Annotated in this window: 26 protein-coding genes; 17 read left to right on the top strand and 9 right to left on the bottom strand. The window is 45.7% G+C overall.

Features of this window, described 5'->3' with window-relative positions; translation table 11 throughout:
- Positions 1 to 192 precede the first annotated feature (192 nt).
- The 4 genes from JHU38_RS10625 to JHU38_RS10610 are packed head-to-tail and all read right to left on the bottom strand — an operon-like array spanning position 193 to position 3,650.
- Positions 193 to 2,157: a tetratricopeptide repeat protein gene (locus tag JHU38_RS10625; RefSeq protein WP_232369938.1), complete on the bottom strand. Its 1,965-nt coding sequence runs from the start codon at positions 2,155 to 2,157 to the stop codon at positions 193 to 195.
- A gap of 14 nt (positions 2,158 to 2,171) precedes the next feature.
- The gene (def, locus tag JHU38_RS10620) at positions 2,172 to 2,735 is read right to left on the bottom strand and encodes a peptide deformylase (protein ID WP_207859373.1); all 564 of its coding nucleotides are present in this window, start codon (positions 2,733 to 2,735) and stop codon (positions 2,172 to 2,174) included.
- A 13-nt stretch (positions 2,736 to 2,748) separates the two neighbouring features.
- Complete coding sequence (gene ruvX, locus JHU38_RS10615; RefSeq protein WP_199222685.1) at positions 2,749 to 3,171, bottom strand: Holliday junction resolvase RuvX; 423 nt, start codon at positions 3,169 to 3,171, stop codon at positions 2,749 to 2,751.
- On the bottom strand, positions 3,168 to 3,650 hold the full coding sequence (locus JHU38_RS10610; RefSeq protein ID WP_107582867.1) for an SPOR domain-containing protein: 483 nt from the start codon (positions 3,648 to 3,650) through the stop codon (positions 3,168 to 3,170). The genes ruvX and JHU38_RS10610 overlap by 4 nt, the downstream gene beginning before the upstream one ends.
- Before the next feature lie 203 nt (positions 3,651 to 3,853).
- Here JHU38_RS10610 and JHU38_RS10605 point away from each other — a divergent pair, with 203 nt between their 5' ends.
- From JHU38_RS10605 to JHU38_RS10595, 3 genes are read left to right on the top strand one after another with little or no spacing between them, the layout of a single operon-like run.
- Positions 3,854 to 4,069 (top strand): YtxH domain-containing protein, encoded by a 216-nt coding sequence (locus JHU38_RS10605; RefSeq protein WP_107582869.1) that lies wholly within the window; start codon positions 3,854 to 3,856, stop codon positions 4,067 to 4,069.
- A 32-nt stretch (positions 4,070 to 4,101) separates the two neighbouring features.
- Complete coding sequence (locus JHU38_RS10600) at positions 4,102 to 4,452, top strand: phage holin family protein (protein ID WP_107582871.1); 351 nt, start codon at positions 4,102 to 4,104, stop codon at positions 4,450 to 4,452.
- Position 4,453: 1 nt separating this feature from the next.
- Complete coding sequence (locus JHU38_RS10595) at positions 4,454 to 4,717, top strand: hypothetical protein (RefSeq protein WP_107582873.1); 264 nt, start codon at positions 4,454 to 4,456, stop codon at positions 4,715 to 4,717.
- Between the two features lie 270 nt (positions 4,718 to 4,987).
- On the opposite strand, the gene JHU38_RS10590 is transcribed toward JHU38_RS10595, so the two are convergent.
- From JHU38_RS10590 to JHU38_RS10580, 3 genes are read right to left on the bottom strand one after another with little or no spacing between them, the layout of a single operon-like run.
- On the bottom strand, positions 4,988 to 5,749 hold the full coding sequence (locus tag JHU38_RS10590) for an MBL fold metallo-hydrolase (RefSeq protein ID WP_107582875.1): 762 nt from the start codon (positions 5,747 to 5,749) through the stop codon (positions 4,988 to 4,990).
- Entirely contained in the window at positions 5,746 to 6,762 is a 1,017-nt protein-coding gene (gene murB / locus JHU38_RS10585; RefSeq protein WP_107582877.1) for a UDP-N-acetylmuramate dehydrogenase, read from the bottom strand. The genes JHU38_RS10590 and murB overlap by 4 nt, the downstream gene beginning before the upstream one ends.
- 5 nt (positions 6,763 to 6,767) lie before the next feature.
- On the bottom strand, positions 6,768 to 7,622 hold the full coding sequence (locus JHU38_RS10580) for a DUF4348 domain-containing protein (RefSeq protein ID WP_107582879.1): 855 nt from the start codon (positions 7,620 to 7,622) through the stop codon (positions 6,768 to 6,770).
- A gap of 171 nt (positions 7,623 to 7,793) precedes the next feature.
- Here JHU38_RS10580 and pheS point away from each other — a divergent pair, with 171 nt between their 5' ends.
- The 3 genes from pheS (at position 7,794) to JHU38_RS10565 (ending at position 11,247) form a co-directional block, all read left to right on the top strand.
- Positions 7,794 to 8,834, top strand: coding sequence for a phenylalanine--tRNA ligase subunit alpha (pheS, locus tag JHU38_RS10575; protein WP_107582881.1), 1,041 nt, complete (start codon positions 7,794 to 7,796; stop codon positions 8,832 to 8,834).
- A 275-nt stretch (positions 8,835 to 9,109) separates the two neighbouring features.
- Positions 9,110 to 9,316 (top strand): heavy-metal-associated domain-containing protein, encoded by a 207-nt coding sequence (locus JHU38_RS10570; RefSeq protein ID WP_107582883.1) that lies wholly within the window; start codon positions 9,110 to 9,112, stop codon positions 9,314 to 9,316.
- A gap of 11 nt (positions 9,317 to 9,327) precedes the next feature.
- Positions 9,328 to 11,247: a heavy metal translocating P-type ATPase gene (locus JHU38_RS10565; RefSeq protein ID WP_107582885.1), complete on the top strand. Its 1,920-nt coding sequence runs from the start codon at positions 9,328 to 9,330 to the stop codon at positions 11,245 to 11,247.
- A gap of 56 nt (positions 11,248 to 11,303) precedes the next feature.
- Here JHU38_RS10565 and JHU38_RS10560 read toward each other — a convergent pair whose 3' ends face one another.
- Both JHU38_RS10560 and JHU38_RS10555 read right to left on the bottom strand, forming a co-directional pair.
- Positions 11,304 to 11,870 carry a tetratricopeptide repeat protein gene (locus tag JHU38_RS10560; protein ID WP_107582886.1) on the bottom strand — a complete coding sequence of 189 codons (567 nt, stop codon included), beginning with the start codon at positions 11,868 to 11,870 and terminating at the stop codon, positions 11,304 to 11,306.
- A gap of 6 nt (positions 11,871 to 11,876) precedes the next feature.
- A complete protein-coding gene (locus tag JHU38_RS10555; protein WP_146157027.1) occupies positions 11,877 to 12,458 on the bottom strand; it encodes a Tat pathway signal sequence in 582 nt (193 codons plus the stop codon).
- Between the two features lie 241 nt (positions 12,459 to 12,699).
- Here JHU38_RS10555 and JHU38_RS10550 point away from each other — a divergent pair, with 241 nt between their 5' ends.
- From JHU38_RS10550 to JHU38_RS10500, 11 genes are all read left to right on the top strand, one after another.
- Positions 12,700 to 13,395 carry a hypothetical protein gene (locus JHU38_RS10550; RefSeq protein WP_232369937.1) on the top strand — a complete coding sequence of 232 codons (696 nt, stop codon included), beginning with the start codon at positions 12,700 to 12,702 and terminating at the stop codon, positions 13,393 to 13,395.
- 754 nt (positions 13,396 to 14,149) lie between these two features.
- Positions 14,150 to 14,641, top strand: a complete 492-nt coding sequence (locus JHU38_RS10545; RefSeq protein ID WP_107582890.1) for a TlpA family protein disulfide reductase — start codon at positions 14,150 to 14,152, stop codon at positions 14,639 to 14,641.
- Between the two features lie 3 nt (positions 14,642 to 14,644).
- Entirely contained in the window at positions 14,645 to 16,273 is a 1,629-nt protein-coding gene (locus tag JHU38_RS10540) for a DUF6029 family protein (protein WP_107582892.1), read from the top strand.
- A gap of 6 nt (positions 16,274 to 16,279) precedes the next feature.
- Complete coding sequence (locus JHU38_RS10535) at positions 16,280 to 17,068, top strand: Omp28 family outer membrane lipoprotein (RefSeq protein ID WP_107582894.1); 789 nt, start codon at positions 16,280 to 16,282, stop codon at positions 17,066 to 17,068.
- Positions 17,069 to 17,092: 24 nt separating this feature from the next.
- Entirely contained in the window at positions 17,093 to 17,779 is a 687-nt protein-coding gene (locus tag JHU38_RS10530) for a T9SS type A sorting domain-containing protein (protein WP_107582896.1), read from the top strand.
- A gap of 18 nt (positions 17,780 to 17,797) precedes the next feature.
- Positions 17,798 to 19,132 carry a thioredoxin family protein gene (locus JHU38_RS10525; protein WP_146157028.1) on the top strand — a complete coding sequence of 445 codons (1,335 nt, stop codon included), beginning with the start codon at positions 17,798 to 17,800 and terminating at the stop codon, positions 19,130 to 19,132.
- Positions 19,133 to 19,433: 301 nt separating this feature from the next.
- The gene (locus tag JHU38_RS10520) at positions 19,434 to 20,264 is read left to right on the top strand and encodes a prephenate dehydratase (protein ID WP_107582900.1); all 831 of its coding nucleotides are present in this window, start codon (positions 19,434 to 19,436) and stop codon (positions 20,262 to 20,264) included.
- A 67-nt stretch (positions 20,265 to 20,331) separates the two neighbouring features.
- On the top strand, positions 20,332 to 21,510 hold the full coding sequence (locus tag JHU38_RS10515; protein WP_199222679.1) for a pyridoxal phosphate-dependent aminotransferase: 1,179 nt from the start codon (positions 20,332 to 20,334) through the stop codon (positions 21,508 to 21,510).
- Positions 21,511 to 21,574: 64 nt separating this feature from the next.
- Positions 21,575 to 22,642: a bifunctional 3-deoxy-7-phosphoheptulonate synthase/chorismate mutase type II gene (locus JHU38_RS10510; protein ID WP_107582902.1), complete on the top strand. Its 1,068-nt coding sequence runs from the start codon at positions 21,575 to 21,577 to the stop codon at positions 22,640 to 22,642.
- Positions 22,643 to 22,648: 6 nt separating this feature from the next.
- A complete protein-coding gene (locus tag JHU38_RS10505) occupies positions 22,649 to 23,431 on the top strand; it encodes a prephenate dehydrogenase/arogenate dehydrogenase family protein (protein WP_107582904.1) in 783 nt (260 codons plus the stop codon).
- Positions 23,428 to 24,372 (top strand): endonuclease/exonuclease/phosphatase family protein, encoded by a 945-nt coding sequence (locus tag JHU38_RS10500; RefSeq protein WP_107582906.1) that lies wholly within the window; start codon positions 23,428 to 23,430, stop codon positions 24,370 to 24,372. The genes JHU38_RS10505 and JHU38_RS10500 overlap by 4 nt, the downstream gene beginning before the upstream one ends.
- The last annotated feature ends 64 nt before the right edge of the window (positions 24,373 to 24,436 follow it).

The raw sequence follows: 24,436 nt of genomic DNA, 5'->3' as shown, positions 1-24,436 counted from the left end.
TTTTTCAAAATAATGCCACTTTTTTGATGGTATATGTAAAGATAATTCAGGGGGCGGTAGATATCATCGAGACTTGTAAAACCTGTCCCCACTAATTTTCTACTGCCCCCATCCTTTCCGTTTACAAACGTCGATTTTCACGTAGTAAGCAGATGAAAGCACATAGGAAGAAAAAAAGACAAACACACAACACTACTTGGCATACCGCTTCAGCACGGCATAAGCATTATAAATACCCAGCTCACCGGCTTTGCTCAAATCTGCAGCGCCTTCTTTTTTCCGACCGGCTTCGATTCTACAAACACCCCGGTTGAAATAGGCTTCTGCCAACTTAGACTCCAAGGCGATGGCACGGGTATAATCATCAATGGCCTGCTCGTAATCCTTCTGTGAAGCATAGACGTTTCCTCTATTGTAATAAAGATAGGGGCTCGAAGGATTCAAACGGATGGCCTTGTCCAGGTCACTGATGGTCAGGGCATTCTTCAGTCGAATCTGCGAAGTGTCGCCGTTAAAATGGCTTAGCAGTATTTGACAGACACTGCGCTGCCAATAGGCCAATACATTGGTAGAATCTTCTTGCAAGTAGGTATCGAAATCTGCCAAAGCAGCGTCCAAATTCTGAACGACACTATAAGTGACAGCACGCTGAAAAAGGAGGGGAAGCACGTCGACAAGACGCTTGGATGCCGCTATCTGAGCCGACAAATGGTCGATATTATCAAAATACACACGGCTTTCTTCCTCTGTCAACTGCTTGGAATTGCACGAGATGAAAAGTGGTTGCACAGGGCGCAAACGGGCATTGAAGTCTTCAACGGCCTTATCATACATCTGAAAAGAATTGACACCATTGGCATAGGGCGAATAAGACAAGGCAAAAAGAGGTAGAATCTGCAAGTCAACATTGCGATTCTGAACATGTCCGCGGAACTCACTCTTATATTCATGTTCCACGGTATTCTCATCGGCCACAACGAGCTGATTATACTTTTCGGGATCAATTTCACTACGTTTCCTCATTTCTCGTCGCATGCTCTTAGTCCAACGTGGCTGAATACCCAAATGCTTATTCATCTGCGCCTTGAAAATACGAAACTCATCCAGTTCGGCTTTAGCTGTCATCCCCAGGCGGCGATAACAGTTGGCTCGATAATTCAATCCTGTCCAGAAGTTTGGAAACTGATCTATCACCGTAGAATAATCGCGGATGGCCGCCCGTAAGTTACCGGTTTTGTCATGAAGCACAGCCCGGTTGAAGATGGCCATCATATTCTGCGGCTCCATCTTGATAACGTAATCAAAATCGACAATGGCCCGATTGTCATCTCCCAATTGCATACGCAGCAGGCCCCGATTGTAATGAGCAAGAAAATTGTTAGGATCCAAATCCAAAGCCATGTCGTAATCGGCCATTGCTCCACGCAGATTGTTCACATTGAGGCGGGCCAAGGCACGGTTCACATAATTGCTGACAAACTTTGGTTTCAAATGAATAGCCTTACCTAACTCCGTGTCGGCGTCTTTCCATCGCTTCCGTGCCAAGCTGATATAGGCCCGTGTGGTCCACGCGTCAGCATTATAAGGGTCCAAAGCCAGGCCTTTATCTAGCCATTTCACGGCTTTTATGGTATCCTTTTCCTGCAAATACGCTTCAGAATTTAAAGTATAGGCTTGTGACATCTTCCCCCACTTACCGACAATGGTATCTATATCCAGATGTAATCTGGTATAATCCTTCGTATTCAATCGGCAGATGGCCCTGTTGAACCAAAAATTTTGATTTGTGGGATTGAGTCTGATGGCATTAGAATAATCTTCTATTGCCAAGTCATATTTTTGTTGCCTAATCCTTGAAATGGCACGCAAATCATAAATATTGTCCACAAAAGGATTAAGTCGAATGGCCTCGGTAGCATCGTTCTCGGCACCGGCGAAGTCATCCAAATAGAATTTGGCAACAGCCCGATATTGCCAAGGTTGGTAAATATAGGGCTTCAGCTCTATGATACGGTTAAAATATTGTATGGACAGAACATAATCGTCGTAACTTAAAGCAATTCGACCGCTTGTCAACAAACGGTCAACATTGTACTGCGCCCGTGTTCCAGACGCAATAGCAAGCAAAAAGCCTAACAAATAAGTTCTAAGATTCAAATTCTATATCCTCACTATTTTCTGACTACTTTCGTACGATATCCACAATGGAATCTGCCTTGCAAGATGGATTTCAACTTATTCTTAATGAGTTGCTTGCGCAGTGGCGACAACCTGTCCACAAACATGTTTCCCTCCAGATGGTCAAACTCATGCTGCATGACACGGGCCAAGTATCCTTCCACCCACTCGTCGTGCTCTTGAAAGTCCTCATCGCGATAAATCACATGTATACGGCTGGGGCGATTCACCACCTCGTGAATGCCCGGGATAGAGAGACAGCCTTCTTCCATGGGTTCTTTCTTCGAGTTCTCATCCACCTCTACGATATGCGCATTGATGAATGCTTTACGAAAGCCTTTGTATTCGGGGAAGTCTTCACCCAACACATCCAGGTCAATGACTACCACCCGGATTGCTTTACCGATCTGCGGGGCGGCCAGCCCCACGCCTTCACTGGCTGTAAGCGTTTCAAACATGTCGCTTATCAACTCTTGAAGATCAGGATAGTCAGCAGGAATATCTTGAGCAACCTTTCTCAAAACAGGTTGACCATAAATATAAATAGGTAATATCATTATCTTATTTACTTTAAAACATTTTTCTCGACGACATCCAATCTTGTAATATAATAGTCGCCGAGACTTCATCTACCAGTCCCTTATTTTCTCTCCGCGTTTTTTTCTTGACTCCCCCGTCAATGATCGCTTGATGAGCCAATACCGATGTAAAGCGCTCGTCATAATATTCAATCGGAATTTCAGGATGACATTTCTTCCATCTGTTCACGAAAGCCTCCACACGTTTGAGATTCTCACTGGGCAAACCATTCATTTGCGTTGGTTTTCCTATTACAATACGTTCTACAGACTCCGTTGTAATATAAGTTTCGAGGAAGTCCAATAAGGTAGTAGTAGATACTGTGGCCAATCCGTTTGCAATAATCTGCAACGGGTCGGTCACAGCAAGTCCGGTCCGTTTTCGTCCGTAATCGATCGAAAGAACACGCATTATTTTTTGAAGATCAGCCAAGCACCCTCATAGGTACCACGCAACTGATCACGGCTACGGGCTGCATCGCTCTTAGTATCGAAAGAAGTAGCCACTACTCGATACATATTTCTTTCAGCATTGTAAACGATAGACGGAGTATAGCCATTGCTCCTCAACGTATTCTGCAAACCTTCAGCATTGGCTTTCAAAGAGAATGAGCCGACAACGACACCGAAAGCTTTCAAGGCCGGTCCGTCGACTACACTGAAGTTTTCTGAACGAACAACGACGTTATCCCTGTTATCAACTACCGTAGACTGAGTTGCCGGACGCGTTTCCAACGGAGTTACCACAGGAACGTCGGTTTGAGGCTCAACATTTTTGGCTTCCTGCGCCTTAGCTTTGTCATAAGCTTTTTTATATGCACTTTCTGTAGAGCCACAACTTACAAGTGTCAAAGCTAAGCACAAGCCTGCGCAAGCCAACATGTATTTCTTCATAATCTTACGTTTTATGGGTTATATTATAACTTTTAGTCTCGGCGAAGATACGAAATATCTCATAAAACGTAAAAAAAGAGCTGCATAAAGTTTGTTAAATCAGTCAATACCAATACATTTAACAAAAAATAGTAGTAAAAATATTTGAACTAATAAATCTTTTTTCTACATTTGTGAAAAGATTTATTTTAATTATTAGACTTATGAAAACATTAGGTTACATTGGCGCTTTGTTAAGTGGTGCTATCGCCGGAGCAGCTGTCGGTTTACTCCTTGCCCCTGCCAAAGGTGAGGACACACGCAGCAAAATTGCGGAGGCTGTGGATGATTTTTGCAAGAAACATGATCTCAAAGTTTCACGCAAAGATGTAGATGATCTGGTAGACGATATCAAGGACGCAACGGATATCGACGAATAATCCATTTACTTATTTAATAGGAAATTCATATTTTGTTTTCAAACGATCAAAATATAGAAACGATTGGGCAATTAGTCGAAGTCATCCGACACTATGTGGGCTTGCAGAGTGAATTTTTCAAGCTCGATATAGTTGAAAAAATCGTGCGACTTTTTACCGCCCTTTTGATGATAGGAATATTGAGTATCTTGCTTATCGTAGTATTTATATTCCTTTCGTTTGCTGTTGCCCATGCGCTGGCGCCGGCCATTGGTACGCCATGCGCATTCCTTATTATAGCCGGTGGCTATCTTGCTATCTTCCTGCTATTTATCATCTTCCGTCAAAAATGGATTGAGAAGCCTTTAGTAAAGTTTTTGGCAAGCATTCTAATGCAAAAGTAGTATGACAAGAAATCAAGAGCAAATTACATTCCCTTACAGCAACTTGCATGACATTCGCGTTCAAAAAGAGATGTTGCGAAGAGAGATTCAGACTGATGATATCAAGATAAAAGCACTTTGGAATGAACTTTTCCATAGTAAACAGTCACCCTCTTCCACTCCCCCATCCAAGCGATTTTCCCAACTTATCAATACAAGTGCAGGAATTCTTGATGCCGTTATCCTTGGATGGAAGCTCTATCATAAATTCAAAAGACAGCGTTAGTTGCAACATCTATAACGAGCAAATAACGCGTCATTTTGGTTAATATCGCTTTATATTAGTTAATAATTTCTATATAACAACAATTTTACACCATGCAAATGAGCATTATTTAAAATAATGACTAACTTTGCTCTGTGTTTTTCATAGTATTAGATTTAAGGTTAACAAGGTTGGAGTACGGCGGTACTCCTTTTTTTATATCTATTTGATTCAAAAAACAATCATCAAAGAATGTCATCTTACAGTTTAATACTGACCTTGCAACTATCGCTAAACTTCTATTACTTGGCCATCGTAGCCTATTTCCACTCCCAAAGGCAAACGCCTGTTAGCTAATTCATGCAATCCTATCTGATGGGTAACATGTATAAGGTAGGTTTGTTCAGCTCTCAACGCTTTTGAGAATGCCAACGCATCATTCACCAACTGATGACTATGATGTTCCTTTTCCCACCTCAAAGCATTGACAATCAGCACCTTCACACCATCAATCCAGACATACTCCGATGAAGGCATTGTTTTCATATCCGTAATGTAAACCAAGTTACCAAATCGATAACCTAAAATCGGTAAGTTGCCATGCAGCACACGAATGGGTAGCACATCTATATCGCCCAAACGCAAATGCTGATGTGGGCGTATCACATGCAAGTTGAGTTTAGGAACCCCCGGATATAAATGCTTCGTAAAACAATACGGCATCGTGTTCCTCAGTCCGTCGACAACATCCTGCTCCGCATAAAGAGGGATATCTCCAAACTTACAATAAGGTCGCAGATCATCAATGCCGGCCACATGATCGTAATGAATATGACTTAATAATACCGCATCAATCTTCTTGAATGGCTGGTTCATGAGTTGCATACGGATATCCGGTCCGCAGTCTATCAATATTCGGGTAGAATCCGTTTCCAACAATGCTGCCGTTCGCAGCCGCCGGTCCCTTGGGTCCGAACTCTTGCAAACCTCGCAATCACAACCTAACAAAGGTACGCCCTGCGAAGTTCCTGTTCCTAACAACGTAAGTTTCATACGATGTTTACCTCCGGTTTGATCTCAATACCAAACTTGTTAAAAACATCCCGCTGTACTTCCCGACACAATGCCAACACTTCCGAGCCTGTGGCTTGCCCGTGATTGACCAACACCAATGCTTGCTTATCGTACACACCGACACGCCCTACGGTCTTACCCTTCCACCCACATTTATCTATCAACCAGCCTGCAGGAATTTTCTCATGTAACGCGTCGATTGTATAATGTGGCATTTGGGGAAAAGTCTTCAACAGACTTTCATACTTATCTCTCCCAACAATCGGATTCATGAAAAAGCTACCGGCATTTCCCAACACTTTCGGATCCGGTAGTTTAGCCTGCCTGATTCGAATAATCGTGTCTCGTAATTGTTGTGGCGTGGGCATATCGATACCCGCCTCCCGCAATGCCGACCGAATATTGCCATACTCCAACCTTGGATTATAGACCTTACTGAACCTATAGACAACGCTTGTTATCAGATACTTATTTTTCCAACTGTGCTTAAACTTACTTTGGCGATAACCGTATTCACAGTCTGTGTGATGGAAAACGACAATCTTACCTGTCGCAATTTCAACAGCCTCTACCTCCGAAATTAAATCTCCGGCCTCTGCGCCATAAGCTCCGATATTCTGAACAGCGCTGGCACCAACTTCACCGGGAATAAGCGATAGATTCTCGGCCCCATACAATTGATGCTCCACAGCATAGGCGATCACGTCATCAAAGAGGGTTCCGGCCCAGCATCTCAGATAAGTATAGGCTTGCTCCTCCCCTACTATATCAACCTCAAAACGTGACTCCGGAGTTACGACAATCCCTTCGAAATCATGGGTCAGCAACAGATTACTTCCACTTCCGATTATCAAGAAAAGAGCTGCTTCACGAATACGGGCTGCCACTTGCCGGGCTTCTACCACATTACCGTATGCCATGAAACTAGCACACGAAGCGTCTATTCCAAACGTGTTGTGCTCTTTAAGGCTATACTTCTCTTTCTCTATCATGCCAACTACATTGACAACTTCACCAATTTCCACATACCATCAAGACGCTTGAAGGTCAACTCTGTTTCTAAGCCATTGGCAATACCTCTGATCACAAAAATCTTCTGATTGCTCTCCGTATATTTTTGCCCATAAATTATATTATACATCATATCATGGGGCAGCCGGGGGGCAAACACAGGCCACTGCTCAGGAGCCAATGTTCCCGTCACTGTGCTGAAATCATCATCCGGATCAGGCCCGGTAAAAGTCAAGGGATTATGCACGCTACGCAACTGGAAAGCAGAATCAGTCACAAACTCACGATAGAATTTAAGAAAAGAGGCATTTTGATTCTGATACATAGGCTTGTAATTGATACTCGTCAACATCCACTGTCCGTTGATTCTGTTAAACAGATACTGTTCAACCGTCTTTATATCGAAAAAAATCTTCTCTATCACGACATGGCCAACGGTCGTATCTTTGACAAGATTCATCTGCTTTTTATTATCGAAAATCAAGGTATAGAAATCCTGATGCATGAAAAAATGCTCCATTTTCCATTCATTCTTTTGAATCTGATGATCCTTTTTCCCATCCTTATATACATCTAAAGGAAAATGAATACGCTTGTGTTGCAGTTTTCGGTTTGCCGCAAAATTAAAGATAAAATCATCGAAGAGCTCGTCTGCGGCTTTCGGCATAGGGGTCTCGGCAATGATATTCTCTATCGTATCGACTACCGAAGTATCAGCAAGGCTGTCATGTGCCACCGACACCGTATCAATCGTCTCCGGTTTTTTATTGGAACACCCTATTGTGGAATAGGCAATGGTAAGCAACGCAATCGCGGATATCAGAATAAAAATCTTTCTCATAACACTACCTGATAATTGAACGCAAAATTACAACTTTATTTCCATTGCAACAATAAAGTGTATGGAAAAAAGACCGACCGCCCAAAAATCTCATTTCCCCGTTCCCCTATCTCAATTCTTTTATTTATCTTTGCACCTAATTAATTGAGAATTAAACACTTTTTCATTAATATGTTACTCAAAAAGATTGAATCATTACTTAAGGAAGTCAGCGAACTTACGGCCGACAATGCCGAAGAAATTGAGCAGCTTCGCCTTAAGTATCTTAGCAAAAAAGGTGAGATAAACGCCCTCATGGCCGACTTCCGTAATGTTGCCGCTGATCAAAAGAAAATTATAGGTATAAAAATCAACGAGCTAAAGCAGACCGCTATCGACAAAATCAATCAGTTGAAAGAAGATACTGAAAACGCGGAAAGCCACAGCGACGACATCGACCTCACCCGTTCGGCCTATCCAATAGGGCTGGGCACCCGCCACCCCATTTCTATTGTAACAAATGAAATCATCGATATCTTCTCTCGTATGGGCTTTACGCTGTATCATGGTCCGGAGATCGACGACGACAAGCACGTGTTTACCATGCTCAACTTTGCGGCCGACCATCCTGCCCGTGACATGCAAGACACGTTCTTCATCGAACGCAGTGATCCCAATGACGTGACGAAGAATGTGCTTCTTCGCAGTCATACGTCGGGCGATGAGGCTCATTACATGGAAACCCACGAGCCTCCCATTCGCATTTTGTGCCCCGGACGTGTCTATCGTAATGAAGCGATCAGCGCCCGTGCCCATTGTTTCTTCCATCAGGTAGAAGGTCTGTATGTCGACAAGAACGTCAGCTTCACCGACTTAAAGCAGGTTCTCCTCACTTTCGCACGTGAAATGTTTGGCCCAGACACGAAGATACGGCTGCGTCCGAGCTATTTCCCATTCACCGAACCCAGTGCCGAGATGGATATATCCTGCAATATCTGTGGCGGCGAAGGGTGCGGCTTCTGCAAGCATACGGGTTGGGTTGAGATTCTCGGATGTGGAATGGTCGATCCACACGACCTCGCTGCCTGCGGTATCGACCCGGATGTTTACACCGGTTATGCCTTTGGCATGGGCGTGGAACGCATTACCAACCTGAAATATCGTGTCAACGACCTCCGCCTGTTCTCAGAGAACGACACCCGTTTTCTTAAAGAATTCGAGTCAGCGTATTAATAAGATTTCTATGCCATGAGCGTTTCCCGAAGCTCATGCCGTACTACAAAGCGGCTATGTCTGTAGTAAACTACGAGGACACAGCCGCTTTGAACTTCATCAATCAATTCCATTCTCTTACCTTATTCAAATCTAACGAGACCATCCGGCACTTTTTATTTGCTAACTTGGCCATCGTTGGAATCATGTAATATTCTTCCATTTCATAATATATAATAAAATAGGTATAAGGTATACCTTTACAGTAGAAAAATTAATCAATAGGAGACAAACATATGAAACAGACTTTTTCAGTATCAGGTATGAAGTGCGTACATTGCAAGGCTAATGTTGAAAACGCAATCAAGGGTGTTAACGGTGTCGTTGCCGCCGAAGCCAATCTGAATGAGGCCAATGTGACGGTCGATTTCGAGGCTCCCGCTACTCCCGAAGCTATCCGGGCTGCCGTGAACGGAGCCGGCCGCTACGAGCTATCCCTATAAAAGGAGGTCGTATGAAACAGACGATTCCTGTCGTTGGCATGGCATGTTCGGCATGCTCTGCCAACGTAGAGCGTAAGCTCAATTCACTCAATGGGGTCACGGAGGCCTCGGTCAGTCTGCCCGGTCGTAGCGCGTTGGTAGATTTCAATCCCGATACCATCAGCCTGGAACAGATGAAGAAGGCTATCAACGATATCGGCTACGACCTGATTATCGACACCAACCAATCGGTGGAAGAAATCGAAAAGCGTGCGTTTAGCCTGCTACGCCGCACGACCCTTCTGTCCTGGATGTTCTCATTGCTGGTAATGTCCATTTCCATGGGATGGCTGGGTATTGCCGATAAGAACATGGCCAACCAGTTAGCTCTCATCGTTTCGGCAGCCAACCTGCTTTACTGTGGGCGCGGCTTCTACGCATCGGCCGTCAAACAGTTGCGCCATGGCGCGGCCAACATGGACACGCTGGTAGCTCTGTCTACTGGTGTGGCCTTCCTGTTCAGCACTTTCAACACATTTTGGGGTGAACAGGTATGGGGCAGCCGTGGTATCGAATGGCACACGTATTTCGACGCTTCGGTCATGATCATCACTTTCGTGCTGACCGGTCGACTGCTTGAAGAGAAAGCCAAGGACGGCACCGCGTCGAGCATTCGCCAGTTGATGGGCCTTCAACCCAAGACCGCCCGCTTAGTGGACGGCGACAATCTGGAGAACGTCCCCATCTCGACCATTGAGAGAGGCGACGTACTGGAAGTGCGGGCCGGCGAGAAAATTCCCGTAGACGGTGAGGTGACATGGGCCGAAAGCTTCATGACGGCCGACGCCGCCTACGTAGATGAGAGCATGATTTCGGGCGAACCGTCACCCGTGGCCAAGCGAAAGGGCAGCCGGGTATTGGCCGGAACCATTCCGAGTCAGGGCAAACTACGCATGAAAGCGCGGCAGATAGGTGAAGAAACGGCTCTGGCCCATATCATCCGCATGGTACAGGAGGCCCAGAGTTCCAAGGCTCCGGTGCAACGTGTCATCGACAAGGTGGCACTCGTCTTCGTGCCCGTAGTAGCCGGAATCTCCTTGCTCACGTTTCTTTCCTGGTGGGTTCTCGGCGGAAACGCCGCGTTGCCCCATGCCGTGTTGAGCGCCATCGCCGTGCTGGTCATCGCCTGTCCGTGCGCCATGGGCCTGGCCACCCCTACCGCTCTGATGGTGGGTATCGGTAAGGCGGCCGAGAAGCAGGTGCTCATCAAGGACGCGGCCGCGCTCGAAGGGCTGCGTAAGGTGAATGCCATCGTCATCGATAAGACCGGAACGCTGACTGTTCCCAATCAGAATATCGATTTCACCAAGGCCGACGAACTGCCGCTTGACGAGCGCGAGACCCTAAAACCGAACGCACGTGCCGTGATGGAGCGGCTGCAGAAAGAGGGTGTCGAGGTTTATATGATGAGCGGCGACAAAGAAGAGGCAGCCCGATATTGGGCCGAGAAAGCCGGCATCAAGCATTACCACAGCAGGGCTTTGCCTCAAGATAAAGAGAAACTCGTCAGTCGGTTGCAGGCAGAGGGCAAGACCGTAGCCATGATTGGCGACGGCATTAATGATACGCAGGCCCTGGCCCTGGCCGATGTGAGCATGGCCATAGGACGTGGCACCGACGTTGCCATGGACGTGGCGCAGGTTACTTTGATGGGCGACGACCTACAGAGCATTGCCGACGCCGTGACGCTGAGCCGGCAAACGGTCCGCATGATTTGGCAAAACCTTTTCTGGGCCTTCATCTATAATATAATATGTATACCGTTGGCAGCCGGCGTGCTCTATCTTTTCGGTATCGATTTTCAGATCTCTCCCATGTGGGCTTCGGCGCTGATGGCATTCTCCAGCATATCGGTGGTGCTCAATTCCATGCGCCTCAAGTTTATGAAATAACACGAAAAGGAGATAAAGACAGCTTGACAGCCTTGCTTTATCTCCTTTTTGTTTGCTTAGTCTCTACCTTCGGCTTCAAAATCGCCCGACACTTGCCGGGCGGCAGAAGAATCTAACTGTAACATCTTTTTCATGTCGGTTTCGGCACCGGCCTTGTCGCCGACAAGCATCAGCTGCTGCCCACGCAACCGATAGAGTTCAGCCGCCGACGGATAGGCCGTGTCTTGCTCCTCCAACAGCATGATGGCCTTGGTACTCATGGCAATGGCGTTGATCGTATCGTGCTGAGCACTGCAGGCCTGCGCGTAGAGATGATAGGCGCGGAGCAGACGGTTATCCACGACGATGGCCTTTTCGCAGGCGTCTTGCATAGCTACATAGTCTTTCAATTGATAAGCGATCTCAGCCATGCGAAGCAGCAGGTCGGTGTCTTCGGGTGATTTGTCAGCTTGCTGTTGCAGCCGATTAAACGTATCGAGCAGCGAATCGGAAGATTCGGCGGTCTGCGCCGATTCTTCGGTAGCCGCTTCTTGACCTTCAAATATAGGCCTTTCGTGTTCAGCGACAGTTACTTCCGGCTCCTTTCTTTCCTTTTTCCTGAAAAGATTCCTGAATAGTTTCATGTAGGCTTATTGTTCCAGTTTGCTCAATACGGACGAGGGAATGGCGTCTACCCGCTTCAACTGCGGATACTCACGGGCGTTGACATACTCCTGTCCCGGCTCCCTTTCTGCCTCGAAGAGATAGCTGGCGTTCAGATAGGCGTCGTCGCCATCCTTGGCCAGGATGTAAACATAAGCCCGACGCTTATAACCCGTAATTTTCTTATTGTGGATGGCGTAATGGTTCCAGTCTTCCTGCGGCACGACCGAAGTAATGATTTCAGCCTTGGGGTATTTCTTGATAAACTCGGTCCGGGCCGCCGCTTCCAACCGGGCCGCCTCCTCACGATCGGCCATGAGATCCTTTTTATATACCGGCATATACTTCACGCCGTCTACGGTAATCAGTCCCTTATCCGTTTCAGGCTGGTCCAGGCCGATGGCTTCGCCAATGCGCTGGCCCGTAGCCGACACCTGTTTCTTGGTCTTCTTGAAAAAATCAGATACTCGCTTAGCTATAGGACGCTGGGGCGTCGTGGTCTTCTTTTGCGCTGCCGTAGGCAAAACTGCCATGACCAACAGACTGACAATCAGTTTCTTTTTCATCATATCCATTCTTATAAGTTCTACTTGCAGCAAGCCACTGACCATGCTTGGGACAATATACCCGAAACGGCTTTCTAAAACGACTGCCGGACCATCGGGGGCCGTCGACCATAAAATGAGAGCAACTTGCTAAATATCAGTAATTTAATACAACGCTGGCAAAAATAATATAAAAAGGTTAACGTCCAAAATAAATTCAAGTTATTTAATTAACTTTGCAACACTATAAAATTGAAAGAAACGCATGAAGAAAATCTTGATATTGTTATTATTAGGGCTTCATAGCTTCTTGGCGTCGGCCCGGCATGACACGCTATATGCCGACAAGAGCGTACCGCAGCCACCTTTGTCTTACTATGCCTGGCGTTATGGCTGGAACGGTTATGGCTGGGGATTGCACGAAGGACTGAATGCCAGTCTGGACCTGAGCGCTTTTGCCACATTCGGAAAGAACGCGCCACACAAGGGTGGCTTCGGACAGCGCCTTTCAGCCACTTGGCTGTCATCACTCACGAAGGATAAAAAGCTGTGGTTGGCTGCAGGCGGCTATGTCCAGCACTTCAATTACGGCGGCGACTCCTTCCGTGACGGTGCCGTCTATGCCGCCTTGGGCTACCGATTCAATGAGCATTGGGAAGCCTGGATTTATGGAAAGAAGAATGTGGCCAACAATTATGACAGTTATGCGGGCCGGCCGGGCTCACCCTATTACGGCATGTACCCCTATTACGCGCCGGGCATGGGCATGATGACGCCCGGAGCCGACGTGCTGGGTGCCGCCGTCAAGTACACGCTGAATCCCAGCTTTTCAGTTCAGGTGTCCGTAGAAGGCGCCTGGTATAACGACAACCACCATTCTTACCCATCACGCTATCGCTATAGTTATCCCGTGCCAAAGGACATAACCTACCCCGGCCCTCCCAAAGGGAGGGAGAACTAACAGAAGAGTGTGAAATGCGAAATGTAGATAGCTTACCTTTTCGCATTTCACACTCTATTTTACATTTCACGCTTCCCATTTCCCACTTCCCACTTAGCTTTATGTCTTTCTTGGCCGCTTGCGGCCTTTGATAGCTTACCTTTTCGCACTTCACACTCTTCAGTTAGTGCTCCCTCCCTTTGGGAGGGCCGGGGTAGGTTTTCTTCTGTCTTTACTCTGAATAATCTTTACATATACCATCAAAAAAGTGGCATTATTCTGAAAAAGAAAAGAGACGGACGAAAATAAGCGATTGTAGAGCAGGTTTATAAAATACTGGTTATCAACACATTGCGGTTTTTAGCGCATTTCCCCTTCGCCTTTTTACCCTTAATAGCTATGCTTTTAGGCCGTCATCGCGGCCCTTTCACCGGCTAAAAGCTATGATTTAGCGGGGTAATCGCTATGCTTTGAGCCGATAAAAGCATAACTTTGAACATAAAAGAGTATAAAAATCGGCAAATCGAAGCAATTTTTCGGCATGCCGGCACTTAGATGAGGCATTGCGGAAGTGTTAAAATAATGCGATTTTTTCTAACAAAATCACGGTGTCAGGATGAAACAGCATAACCAATAATATGATTTTTTGATATATGCAATGGAAATGAATGATTTACCACGAGATATTCATTAGCCCCAATCTATTGCTATGTTTTCCGTATTCCGATTTTTTATTGTAACTTTGCACACTCAAAATTTATAACTATAACAATATATGAGAAAAATAAGACTGCTATTCGCGGCAATTCTTATTGGTCTGACAGTTCATGCGCAGACCAGATTGCCCAAACTAACCCTTAAAAATATCGATGGCAAAAGCGTACAATTAGACACGCTCTCCAACCATGGCAAGCCTTTGATCGTTTCTTTCTTTGCCACATGGTGCAAGCCCTGCAACCGCGAACTTAAAGCAATCAACGAGGTATATGCCGACTGGCAGGAGGAAACAGGCGTGAAACTGATTGCCGTTTCTATAGATCAGGCACAGAATATAAATAAGGTGAAACCGCTGGTCGATGAGAATGAATGGCCCTATGAAGTGCTGCTCGATCCCAACAGCGAACTGAAACGGGCACTCGGTGTGCAGCTTATACCTTATGTAATTGTGCTCGACGGAAAGGGAAATATCGTGTTCAAGCATAACGGATATACCGATGGGGCCGAGGCCGAACTGTATGAGAAAGTGAAGGAGGCCTGCGGCAAATAGCGTATGAGGAGTTACATTTTGACAGGACTGCTGGTCTGCGCTTCCTACACGGTGTTGCCGGCCCAGGAGAATGGTGATAAGATAAGGCTGTCGGGCAGCGTACAGAGCGACATGCTTCTGCCACAGAAGGATGATAAGACCGGCGCCACGAAATCATCGGGCGACTTTCTCACCAATACCTATGTGGAACTCAATGCCACGAGCAAGCATGTGGATGCCGGGCTGCGGTTTGAATATCTCAAGCATCCGTTGCCGGGATTCGAGAATGATTTCAAGGGATGGGGCGTACCTTACTTTTATGTGAAAGGCCGATATAAAGAAGCAGAACTCACCTTGGGCAGTTTTTACGAGCAGTTTGGTTCGGGATTCATACTCCGAACCTATGAAGAGCGCAGCCTGGGAATAGACAATTCGATGCTCGGCGCACGCTTGCAGTACAAGCCACTAAAAGGTGTCAGCCTTAAAGTGCTCTCGGGTAAGCAGCGCAGATACTGGCATTGGAACCATGCACAGGTATCGGGCGGAGACGTGGAGCTTAATCTTGAAGAATGGTTTAAGGCCCTGAAAGACAAAACATATATAACCTTGGGCGCATCATTTGTTAACAAGCACGAAGGAGATGAGGACGTGATGGCTGATGCCACACATCGGTTGCGCCTCCCTCGCAATGTCAATGCTTTCGATGTACGTGCCCGTCTGCAAAACGGAGCTTTCAGTCTGCTTGCCGAATATGCCTTCAAGAGTCAAGACCCTTCGTTCGACAATGGTTACATCTATCGCAACGGCTATGTAGCGATGCTCTCCGGTTCTTACTCCAAACGAGGTATGAGCTTGCTGCTACAAGCGAAGCGAAGCGTTAATATGGCTTATCGTAGCACTCGCAGCATATCAGGCACATCGTCATTCATCAATCATCTGCCGCCTTTCACCATGGAACATAGCTATGCCTTGGCGGCACTCTATCCCTATGCGACGCAGCCAGGCGGCGAATGGGCGTATCAAGCGGCTTGGGGTTATAACCTCCCCCGACACACAACGCTCGGCGGTAAATATGGTACAAACCTGAAATTGAATTTCTCACACGTGCATGGCGTGCGCCGAAATGAGAAGGGAGGTAAGGGTACGGATGGTTATGGATCGCCATTCTGGGCTTGGGGACCCTCTACTTACTATCAGGATATCTATCTACAGATGGAAAAACGACTGTCTAAATCTTTCAAACTGAATCTCATGTACATGAATCAACTCTACAACAAAACCATCGTAGAGGGTGAAGGAGGTATGATACGGTCGAATATTTTCATAGCAGACGCAAAGTATAAGCTGGCTCCCAAGACTACTTTGCGCACCGAACTACAATATATCTCTTCGAAAGACGATGACCGTAACTGGCTCTTCGGACTTGCCGAATTATCGCTCGCACCTTCGTGGATGTTCACGGTCTCGGACATGTATAACAGCGGCAACACCCACATACATTATTACCAAGGACTTGTCACCTATCTGAAAAGAGCACATCGACTACAAATCGGTTATGGAAGAACTCGCAGCGGCTACAACTGTTCGGGTGGCGTATGCCGATATATCCCTGCCAGTAAGGGTTTTACTGTTTCATATAATTACAACTTCTGACACAATATGATAAAACTTCTTTCGGCTATTGCCTGTACCATACTCATGCTGACAGCGTGCGACCACATTGACAGCAACGACCGTCTCATTTACGTGAAACCTGCAACCGTGGGGCGATGCGTACTCATAGAAGACTTCACCGGACAGAAATGTCGCAACTGTCCGCGGGCCGCGACAGTCATCGAACAGCTCCAAAAGCAGTACGGAGCCGACACGGTGATAGCCGTAGCCATCCATTCCGGACCGCTCGCCTTAAAACCTACAGCTACATTAAATGGTCTCCGAACTCCTCTCGGCGACCTCTATTATAAGCATTGGAAAATCGGACATCTGCCTTTGGGACTTATCAACCGCAAAGGCAGGCCTGCCAAAGATGCTCAATGGCCGTCACTGGTATATAATGAGGTACAACAAAAAACAACTGTCGACATAAAACTTGCCATCAGTTATGACTCGGCAACACGCCGTTCACATATCAAAGCCACGGTCAATTCTTTGGGAAATAGCGTCGCGGGCAAGTTACAGTTGTGGCTCGTCGAAGATACTATCACCGCCATACAGCAAATGCCTGATGGTAAAAACAACAAATACTACGTACATAATCACGTGCTTAGAACAAGTATCAACGGCGAATGGGGCGAAGCTATCACCCTCGCTAACGGAACAAGCACGAGCAAAGAAGCCGACTGCCAGCTTGAAGAAGGCTGGAAAGCCAATCACATGGCAGTTGTTGCTTTCGTATATAATGACGATAGTGTGCTTCAGGTAACCCGTCAACAACTTGTCAACCCATAAAAATAACAATAAAAAGAACAGAAAATGAAAAGATTAATTACACTTTTTTACGCAATGTTGCTTGGTATAACAACATTGATAGCACAAACACTTGAGTTCGTAGATGCTACAGGAAAGGTCATTGCCAACGGCTCGACAGTTACTATTAATAAGTTAGAGAACAATCCGGACTCACCGGATTTTCCAAAGTATATGCCGAGTGGCATATTTGCTCGCAATGTATCGAATACGCCTCAACACGTTATTCTCTCTTGCGAGATCAAGAACATCAAGGAAGGAGATATTCAGGTATGCTTCGGCGAATCTTGTGATGCTTGGGATGAAGTCGGGAATTACAAGACAGAGGAAGTTCTATTGAAGGCTAAGATGTCCAAGGGAAAGTCACTTGATATAAAGTTCGTTCCCGAAGACGACCGCGAAGACAAGGCTCATTGCACAGTTGTTCTGCAGCTGTTCACTGCAAAGGAAGAAGGTGGCGAATGGGTAACTGACAAATCAGGACCATCTATTACGCTTGTTTTCGACGAAACACCTACAGGCATCGGCACCCTCAACACAGACAAGACCATCAATTATAATATCTATAGCCTCGATGGTCGCCTTATCGGCAAGAACCTGCCATCGCTGCAAGGACTCGCCAAGGGCACTTATATCATCCAGAAGATAAATGATAAGGGAGTGGTAAGCACAGAAAAGAAAATCGTTCAGTAACCCTTGAAAGATAAAAGCATGATAAAAAGAACATATTTACGGGTCGTAGTCACCTTCTTGCTGACACTGTTGCATACATCTATCTATGCCGCAGCACTACAAGTTTCGGGGGGCTACAATAACTCTATTTCGCCGGTATCCATGCGAAAAGCGCTTGTCGGCATCAACTCTGAGGGTGTTGACGCTCCTGTTTCACTCGTGAACTATGGTGACAGTGAGGTAAAGAATATCGAGTATACGCTCAGCTTTGGCAATGAAGTTATCGAGACAAAGGAACTCTCTCTTCCTCAAGCTATCACCTCTCACGACAGCCAACTCATCAATATACATGTTTCGCCACATACGAAAATATCAGTAACGGAACTGACTTTCAATGTAACAAAAGTCAACGGACAGCCCAATGGTGCCACAATTCCGTATACTACCATCACACGAATGACCCTCACACAAGTGCCTAAGCGCAAGGTCGTAGCAGAAGCCTATACGGCTATGTGGTGCGGAAACTGTCCCGGAGCCATTGCTTTGCTCGAGAACTTAACACATACTTTCCCTGATGAGTTCATCGGTATATCCGTTCATTCCAACAGAGAGCCCTTGCATTGCCCCTCCTACCAAAGCCAGAAGAACCGTTATAACAGATATCCTACCGTGATGTTCGACCGCACAACGAATTTCACTTACTTCAATGCTGCCAGCACTTTCATGTCTGAAAAGGAAAAAGGAGCAGAGTTAGATGTAAAGGTGTCAGCTGTTTGGGACGAAAAGAAGAACAATATTTCTGTAACATCCGAGACTATCTTCCGCATTGACATGGCCGAAGCTCCCTATGCGCTTGCTTATGTCTTGACGGCTGATGAATTGCAACACAGTTCATATTATCAGAAAAACTACTATTCAGGAAATACAGCCGATTTGGGCATTACAAAGGAAATGGACTTCTTTATCAATAGTCCGGGATTCATTCGTGGTATGAAATTCAACCATGTAGCCATCTCCGCTATGGGAATAGATACTGGTATAACGGGAAGTCTCAAACCTTCTGCCGTAGCGGATGAAGTACAGACCCACAAAGTTTCATTCAATAACATATCACAATATCGTACCATTCAGGACAAAACAAAGCTCCATGTCTGCGTTTTGGTCATCAATACGAAGACGAAAGAAATCGTTAATGCCAACCGGTGTACAATTTCTGATGCTACCGCAACGGGCATAGATACTACCACGAATACGACAGAAGCCATCGAAGTAGCTCGCTATAACGCTGCAGGATGTCGCATCTCGCAGCCCACATCAGGTCTGAACTTCGTGAAATACAGCGATGGTCGTACGGTAAAAGAACTTGTTAAATAATTTTCTTTATTTCACTACACGCACAGCTGAATGCAAAAAAGTTAGGTATAAATGAATACTTTTCTTTCAATTTGTTTGGCAGAACGGATTGAATACTTTAAATTTGCACTTATTAAGAGATAAAAACAGAAGATATGAAGTCTTACGCATCTTACTTTTATTTTTACTTCGCAAGACATTGTGAAGCGGGAAGTTGCGTGTAGAATTCAGCTTAAGAATATGGAAACATAACGAAACGGTCCCGCTCATTAGAGTGTGGACCGTTTCTCTTTAAAGAAGTTATTGAGACAGAAAGGAAAGTATGAAGAAAATCGCTATACAAGGAGAAGTCGGTTCATTCCATGATATCGCGGCGCATGAGTATTTCAGCGGCGAACAAATAGAACTGGCGTGCTGCTCTACTTTTGAAGAGATATTCAACGCCATCAGGCGTGACCCGACCACAATCGGCATGCTAGCCATAGAAAATACGATAGCCGGAAGTCTGTTGCACAACTACGAACTCCTGCGACAATCGGATGTGACCATCATCGGTGAGCACAAACTGCATATTGAACACTCGATATGCTGCCTGCCTGAGGATGACTGGGAAAGTATCAAAGAGGTTCATTCTCATCCGGTGGCTTTGCAACAATGTCGTAACTTTCTGTCTGCGCATGCCGAACTGAAAGCCGTAGAAGCCGAAGATACAGCCGGAAGCGCGGAATATATAGCCTCTCATCACTTATCGGGCTGGGCAGCCATTTGTTCTGCTTACGCTGCCGATATCTATGGAATGAAAGTATTGGAGCAGGATATTCATGACAATAAGCATAATTACACCCGCTTTCTGGTGGTGGCCAATCCATTAGAAGCCCCTGAACTGTTTCCGGCGAACAAGGCCACCAAGGCTTCGCTCGTATTCTCGCTGCCTCACGAAGAGGGATCACTCAGCAAAATACTGACCATCCTTAGTTTCTATGGCATCAACCTGACAAAAATACAGTCATTACCCATTATCGGACACGAATGGGAATACTTGTTCTACGTAGACGTGACCTTTGATTCCTTTACCCGTTATCGTCAATCAATAGACGCCATCACTCCGTTAGCAAGAAATATCAAGATTTTGGGGGAATACTCGGAATGTTGAACCGGAGAAATGGAACTGAAACCAACGGACTGCAACTATATATAATAATATAAAAAAACACAGAACGATGATTGAACCCGCAGCAAGAGTATCGGAGATACAAGAATATTATTTTAGCAGAAAACTGAAAGAAGTGGCTCGGTTGAATGCAGAAGGAAAAGATATAATATCGCTGGCTATCGGAAGTCCGGACATGCCGCCTTCAAAACAAACGATTGATAAATTATGTGAGGTGGCCCGACAACCGGCAGCACATGGCTATCAACCTACGATGGGTACACAGGAACTTCGTGAAGCCATGGTCGGATTTTATAAACGTTGGTATGACGTAAGGCTTAATCCGGCAACGGAAATCCAACCGCTCATTGGCTCGAAAGAAGGTATTCTGCACGTGACGTTGGCTTTCGTTAATCCCGGCGATGAAGTACTAGTGCCTAACCCTGGCTACCCCACCTACACATCATTAAGCACTATTTTAGGCGCAAAGGTGGTCAATTACAATTTGCGTGAGGACAATGGGTGGCAACCTGATTTCGAAGAATTGGAAAAAATGGACCTAAGCCGTGTCAAACTGATGTGGGCAAACTATCCCAACATGCCAACCGGAGGTAATGCACAACAGGAAACCTACAACAAATTAGTAGACTTTGCACGCAGAAATCATATCATTGTAGTAAATGACAATCCTTATTCTTTCATTCTGAATGAGGGGAAGAAACTATCCATCTTGCAGATTCCGGGAGCAAAAGACTGTTGCATTGAGTTTAATTCGATGAGCAAAAGCTTTAATATGCCCGGATGGCGCGTAGGCATGTGTGCTTCGAATGCGACGTTTATCGGTTGGATATTGAAAATAAAGAGCAACATAGACAGCGGCACTTTCCGAGGTATTCAGTTGGCTGCCGCCGAGGCTTTGACCGAAAACACGGAAGAATGGCACAAAGAATATAATATAAATGTATATCGCCGACGCCGGGATATAGCCGAACAGATTATGAATGTTTTGGAATGTTCATTCGCCAACAGTCAGGTAGGCATGTTTCTTTGGGGGAAAATACCGGAGCATTATACGCACGTGGAAGAATTGACCGAAAAGGTTCTCCATGAGGCCCGGGTATTTATCACGCCCGGATTCATCTTTGGCTCAAATGGCGAAAGGTATATCCGCATATCACTTTGCGCTAAAGAAGACAAGATGAATGAGGCTCTGACAAGAATCAAAAGCGTATTTTCAGAGAACAAATAAACAAAGCCATGGACAGAATAACTATTAACAAGAGAATAATAATAACCATATAAAACGATTGATTATGGAATTAAATCTTCAATCTTTGAATTTACCGAGCGATAATGAACGCCCGTCATGTGTAATAGCAGGCCCTTGTTCGGCAGAAACAGAAGAGCAAGTAATGACCACCGCCTTGAAATTGGCGGCTAAAGGCTGTCATATCTTCAGAGCAGGTGTATGGAAACCACGTACCAAACCGGGTGGATTTGAAGGCAAAGGCGAAGAGGCATTGCCTTGGATGAAACGTGTAAAAGACGAAACCGGTATGTTGACGGCAACCGAAGTGGCTACGCCCGAGCATGTAGAATTAGCTTTAAAATATGGCATTGACATTCTTTGGGTGGGTGCCCGCACTTCGGCCAATCCTTTTGCGATGCAGTCTTTGGCCGACTCGCTGCAAGGAGTGGATATCCCTGTGTTGGTTAAAAACCCGGTAAACCCCGACCTTGAACTCTGGATCGGCGCCTTACAGCGTATCAATCAAGCAGGTATCAAACGCTTAGGAGCCATTCATCGTGGCTTCTCAAGTTTCGACAAGAAGATTTATCGTAACCTACCCATGTGGCAAATTCCTATCGAACTGCGTCGCCGCATTCCGGAATTGCCTATCATCTGCGACCCAAGTCACATCGGCGGACGCCGCGATTTGATAGCACCGCTCTGTCAGCAGGCTATGGATTTGGGTTTTGACGGACTGATTGTAGAGAGCCATTGCAACCCCGACGAGGCTTGGAGCGATGCCAAACAGCAGGTTTCGCCCGAAATTTTAGATTATATTCTGAGCCTGTTGGTGGTACGCGACGAACATACGACTACAGAAGGAATACGCATGTTGCGCAGTCAAATAGACGAACTGGACAACCAGTTGATGGAATTGCTGGCCAAACGGATGCGTGTTTGCCGTGAAATCGGTACGTATAAGAAAGAGCATAACATGACGGTATTACAGGCAAGCCGCTATAATGAAATACTGGAGAAGCGTGGTGCACAGGCTAGTTTGTGCGGTCTATCACCCGAATTTGCCGCTCAGGTATTTGAACATATCCACGAAGAGAGTGTGCGCCAGCAGTTGGAAATTGTCAATCAATAAATCCGCATGAAGATATTAGTAATGGGAGCAGGCAAGATGGGGTCGTTCTTCATTGACTTGCTTAGCTTTGACCACGAGATAGCCGTATTCGAAAAAGACGCAAAGCGCCTGCGGTTCACTTACAATTGTTATCGTTTTCAAAATCTGGAGGAAGTGAAGACATTTCTGCCAGAGTTGGTTATCAATGCCGTTACGGTGAAGTATACCATCCCGGCGTTTGAGGAAATCATGCCTTATCTGCCCGAGAACTGTATCATCAGCGACATTTCGAGCGTAAAGACGGGCCTGAAGGACTATTACCTGTCGGCCGGCCGGCCGTTTGTTTCAACCCACCCGATGTTCGGACCGACCTTTGCCAATCTGAATCAGTTGAGCGAAGAGAATGCCATCATCATCAATGAGGGCGACTATATGGGGCGTATTTTTTTCAAAGACTTATATCAGAAGCTGGGACTGAATATTTACGAGTATTCGTTTACGGAGCATGACAAGACGGTGGCCTACTCTTTGAGTATTCCGTTTGTCAGCACTTTTGTCTTTGCTGCTGTAATGAAGCACCAAGACGCGCCCGGAACGACCTTTAAACGCCACATGAAAATAGCGAAAGGTGTGCTAAGTGAAGATGATTACCTGTTGCAGGAAATCCTCTTCAATCCCTATACAAGTGATCAGGTCAGCCAAATCCGTGAAGAACTGAAAGAGCTGCTGCATATCATTGAAACGAAAGACGCAAACGGAATGAAGAAATATCTGACCCAAATACGTACCAATGTAGCCAAAAACTCATGAATCTGTTATTTTCTCTTTTACTTGGAATCTTCACAATTGCCGAACTCAATTGCGAAAACCTGTTTGATGCAGAACATGACTCATTGAAGAATGATACAGAGTTTCTGCCAAACAGTTATCATCATTGGACACATTATAGATATTGGCGCAAACTGACAAATATCAGCCAAGAACTGATAGCCTGCGGCGGAGAGAGTGTTGAGTGGACACAGCCCGACCTGATTGCCTTATGTGAAGTGGAGAATGACAGCGTTTTGACTGACCTTACGAAAAAATCATTGTTGCGGAATGCTCGTTATGAGTATTTCATGACCAACTCACCCGACGAACGCGGCATAGACGTGGCCCTACTCTACTCACCATTTTCCTTTCGCCCCGTCAACTCACATTCAATCAGAATAAACCTATTGGCAGACATGAAACCTACCCGTGATATTCTATATGTGTCGGGTGAAGTTATTACGGGCGATACATTACATGTATTTGTCGTTCACGCGCCAAGTAGATCAGGGGGCGAAAAGTTCTCGGAACCCTTTCGTCTTCAAGTGATAAGTCAGCTTGGCTCGGCAATAGACTCCATCTACAGCCTGTCGGCTGGTGCAAAGATTATCGTAATGGGCGACTTCAATGATTATTCAGATAGCCATAGCCTTCAGATTCTTCGAAAGTATGGCTTGACAGAAATATCAGAAAAAGCGAAAGGGACACATGGGGCTAAAGCTACATATAAGTTTCGAGGAGAATGGAAAAGCTTAGATCACATATTCGTAAGTGAGTCTTTGTGCCAACGAAAATGGGAATGCCATGTCGTAGATTTACCATTTCTACTTACCCACGATGAGAAGTATGGAGGCATGATGCCTCTTCGTACCTTTTCGATGTACAAGTACAACGACGGATATAGCGACCACTTACCACTTGTGGCAAAAATAGAGATTTAGCATTGCCGTTATCGATGATATCTACCGCACCCTGAATTATCTTTACATATACCATCAAAAAAGT

Source organism: Prevotella illustrans (assembly GCF_017426725.1).
Lineage (GTDB): Bacteria > Bacteroidota > Bacteroidia > Bacteroidales > Bacteroidaceae > Prevotella > Prevotella illustrans.
Note: the sequence above shows the minus strand (reverse complement) of the source record. Positions and strands in the feature narration are given on the sequence as shown.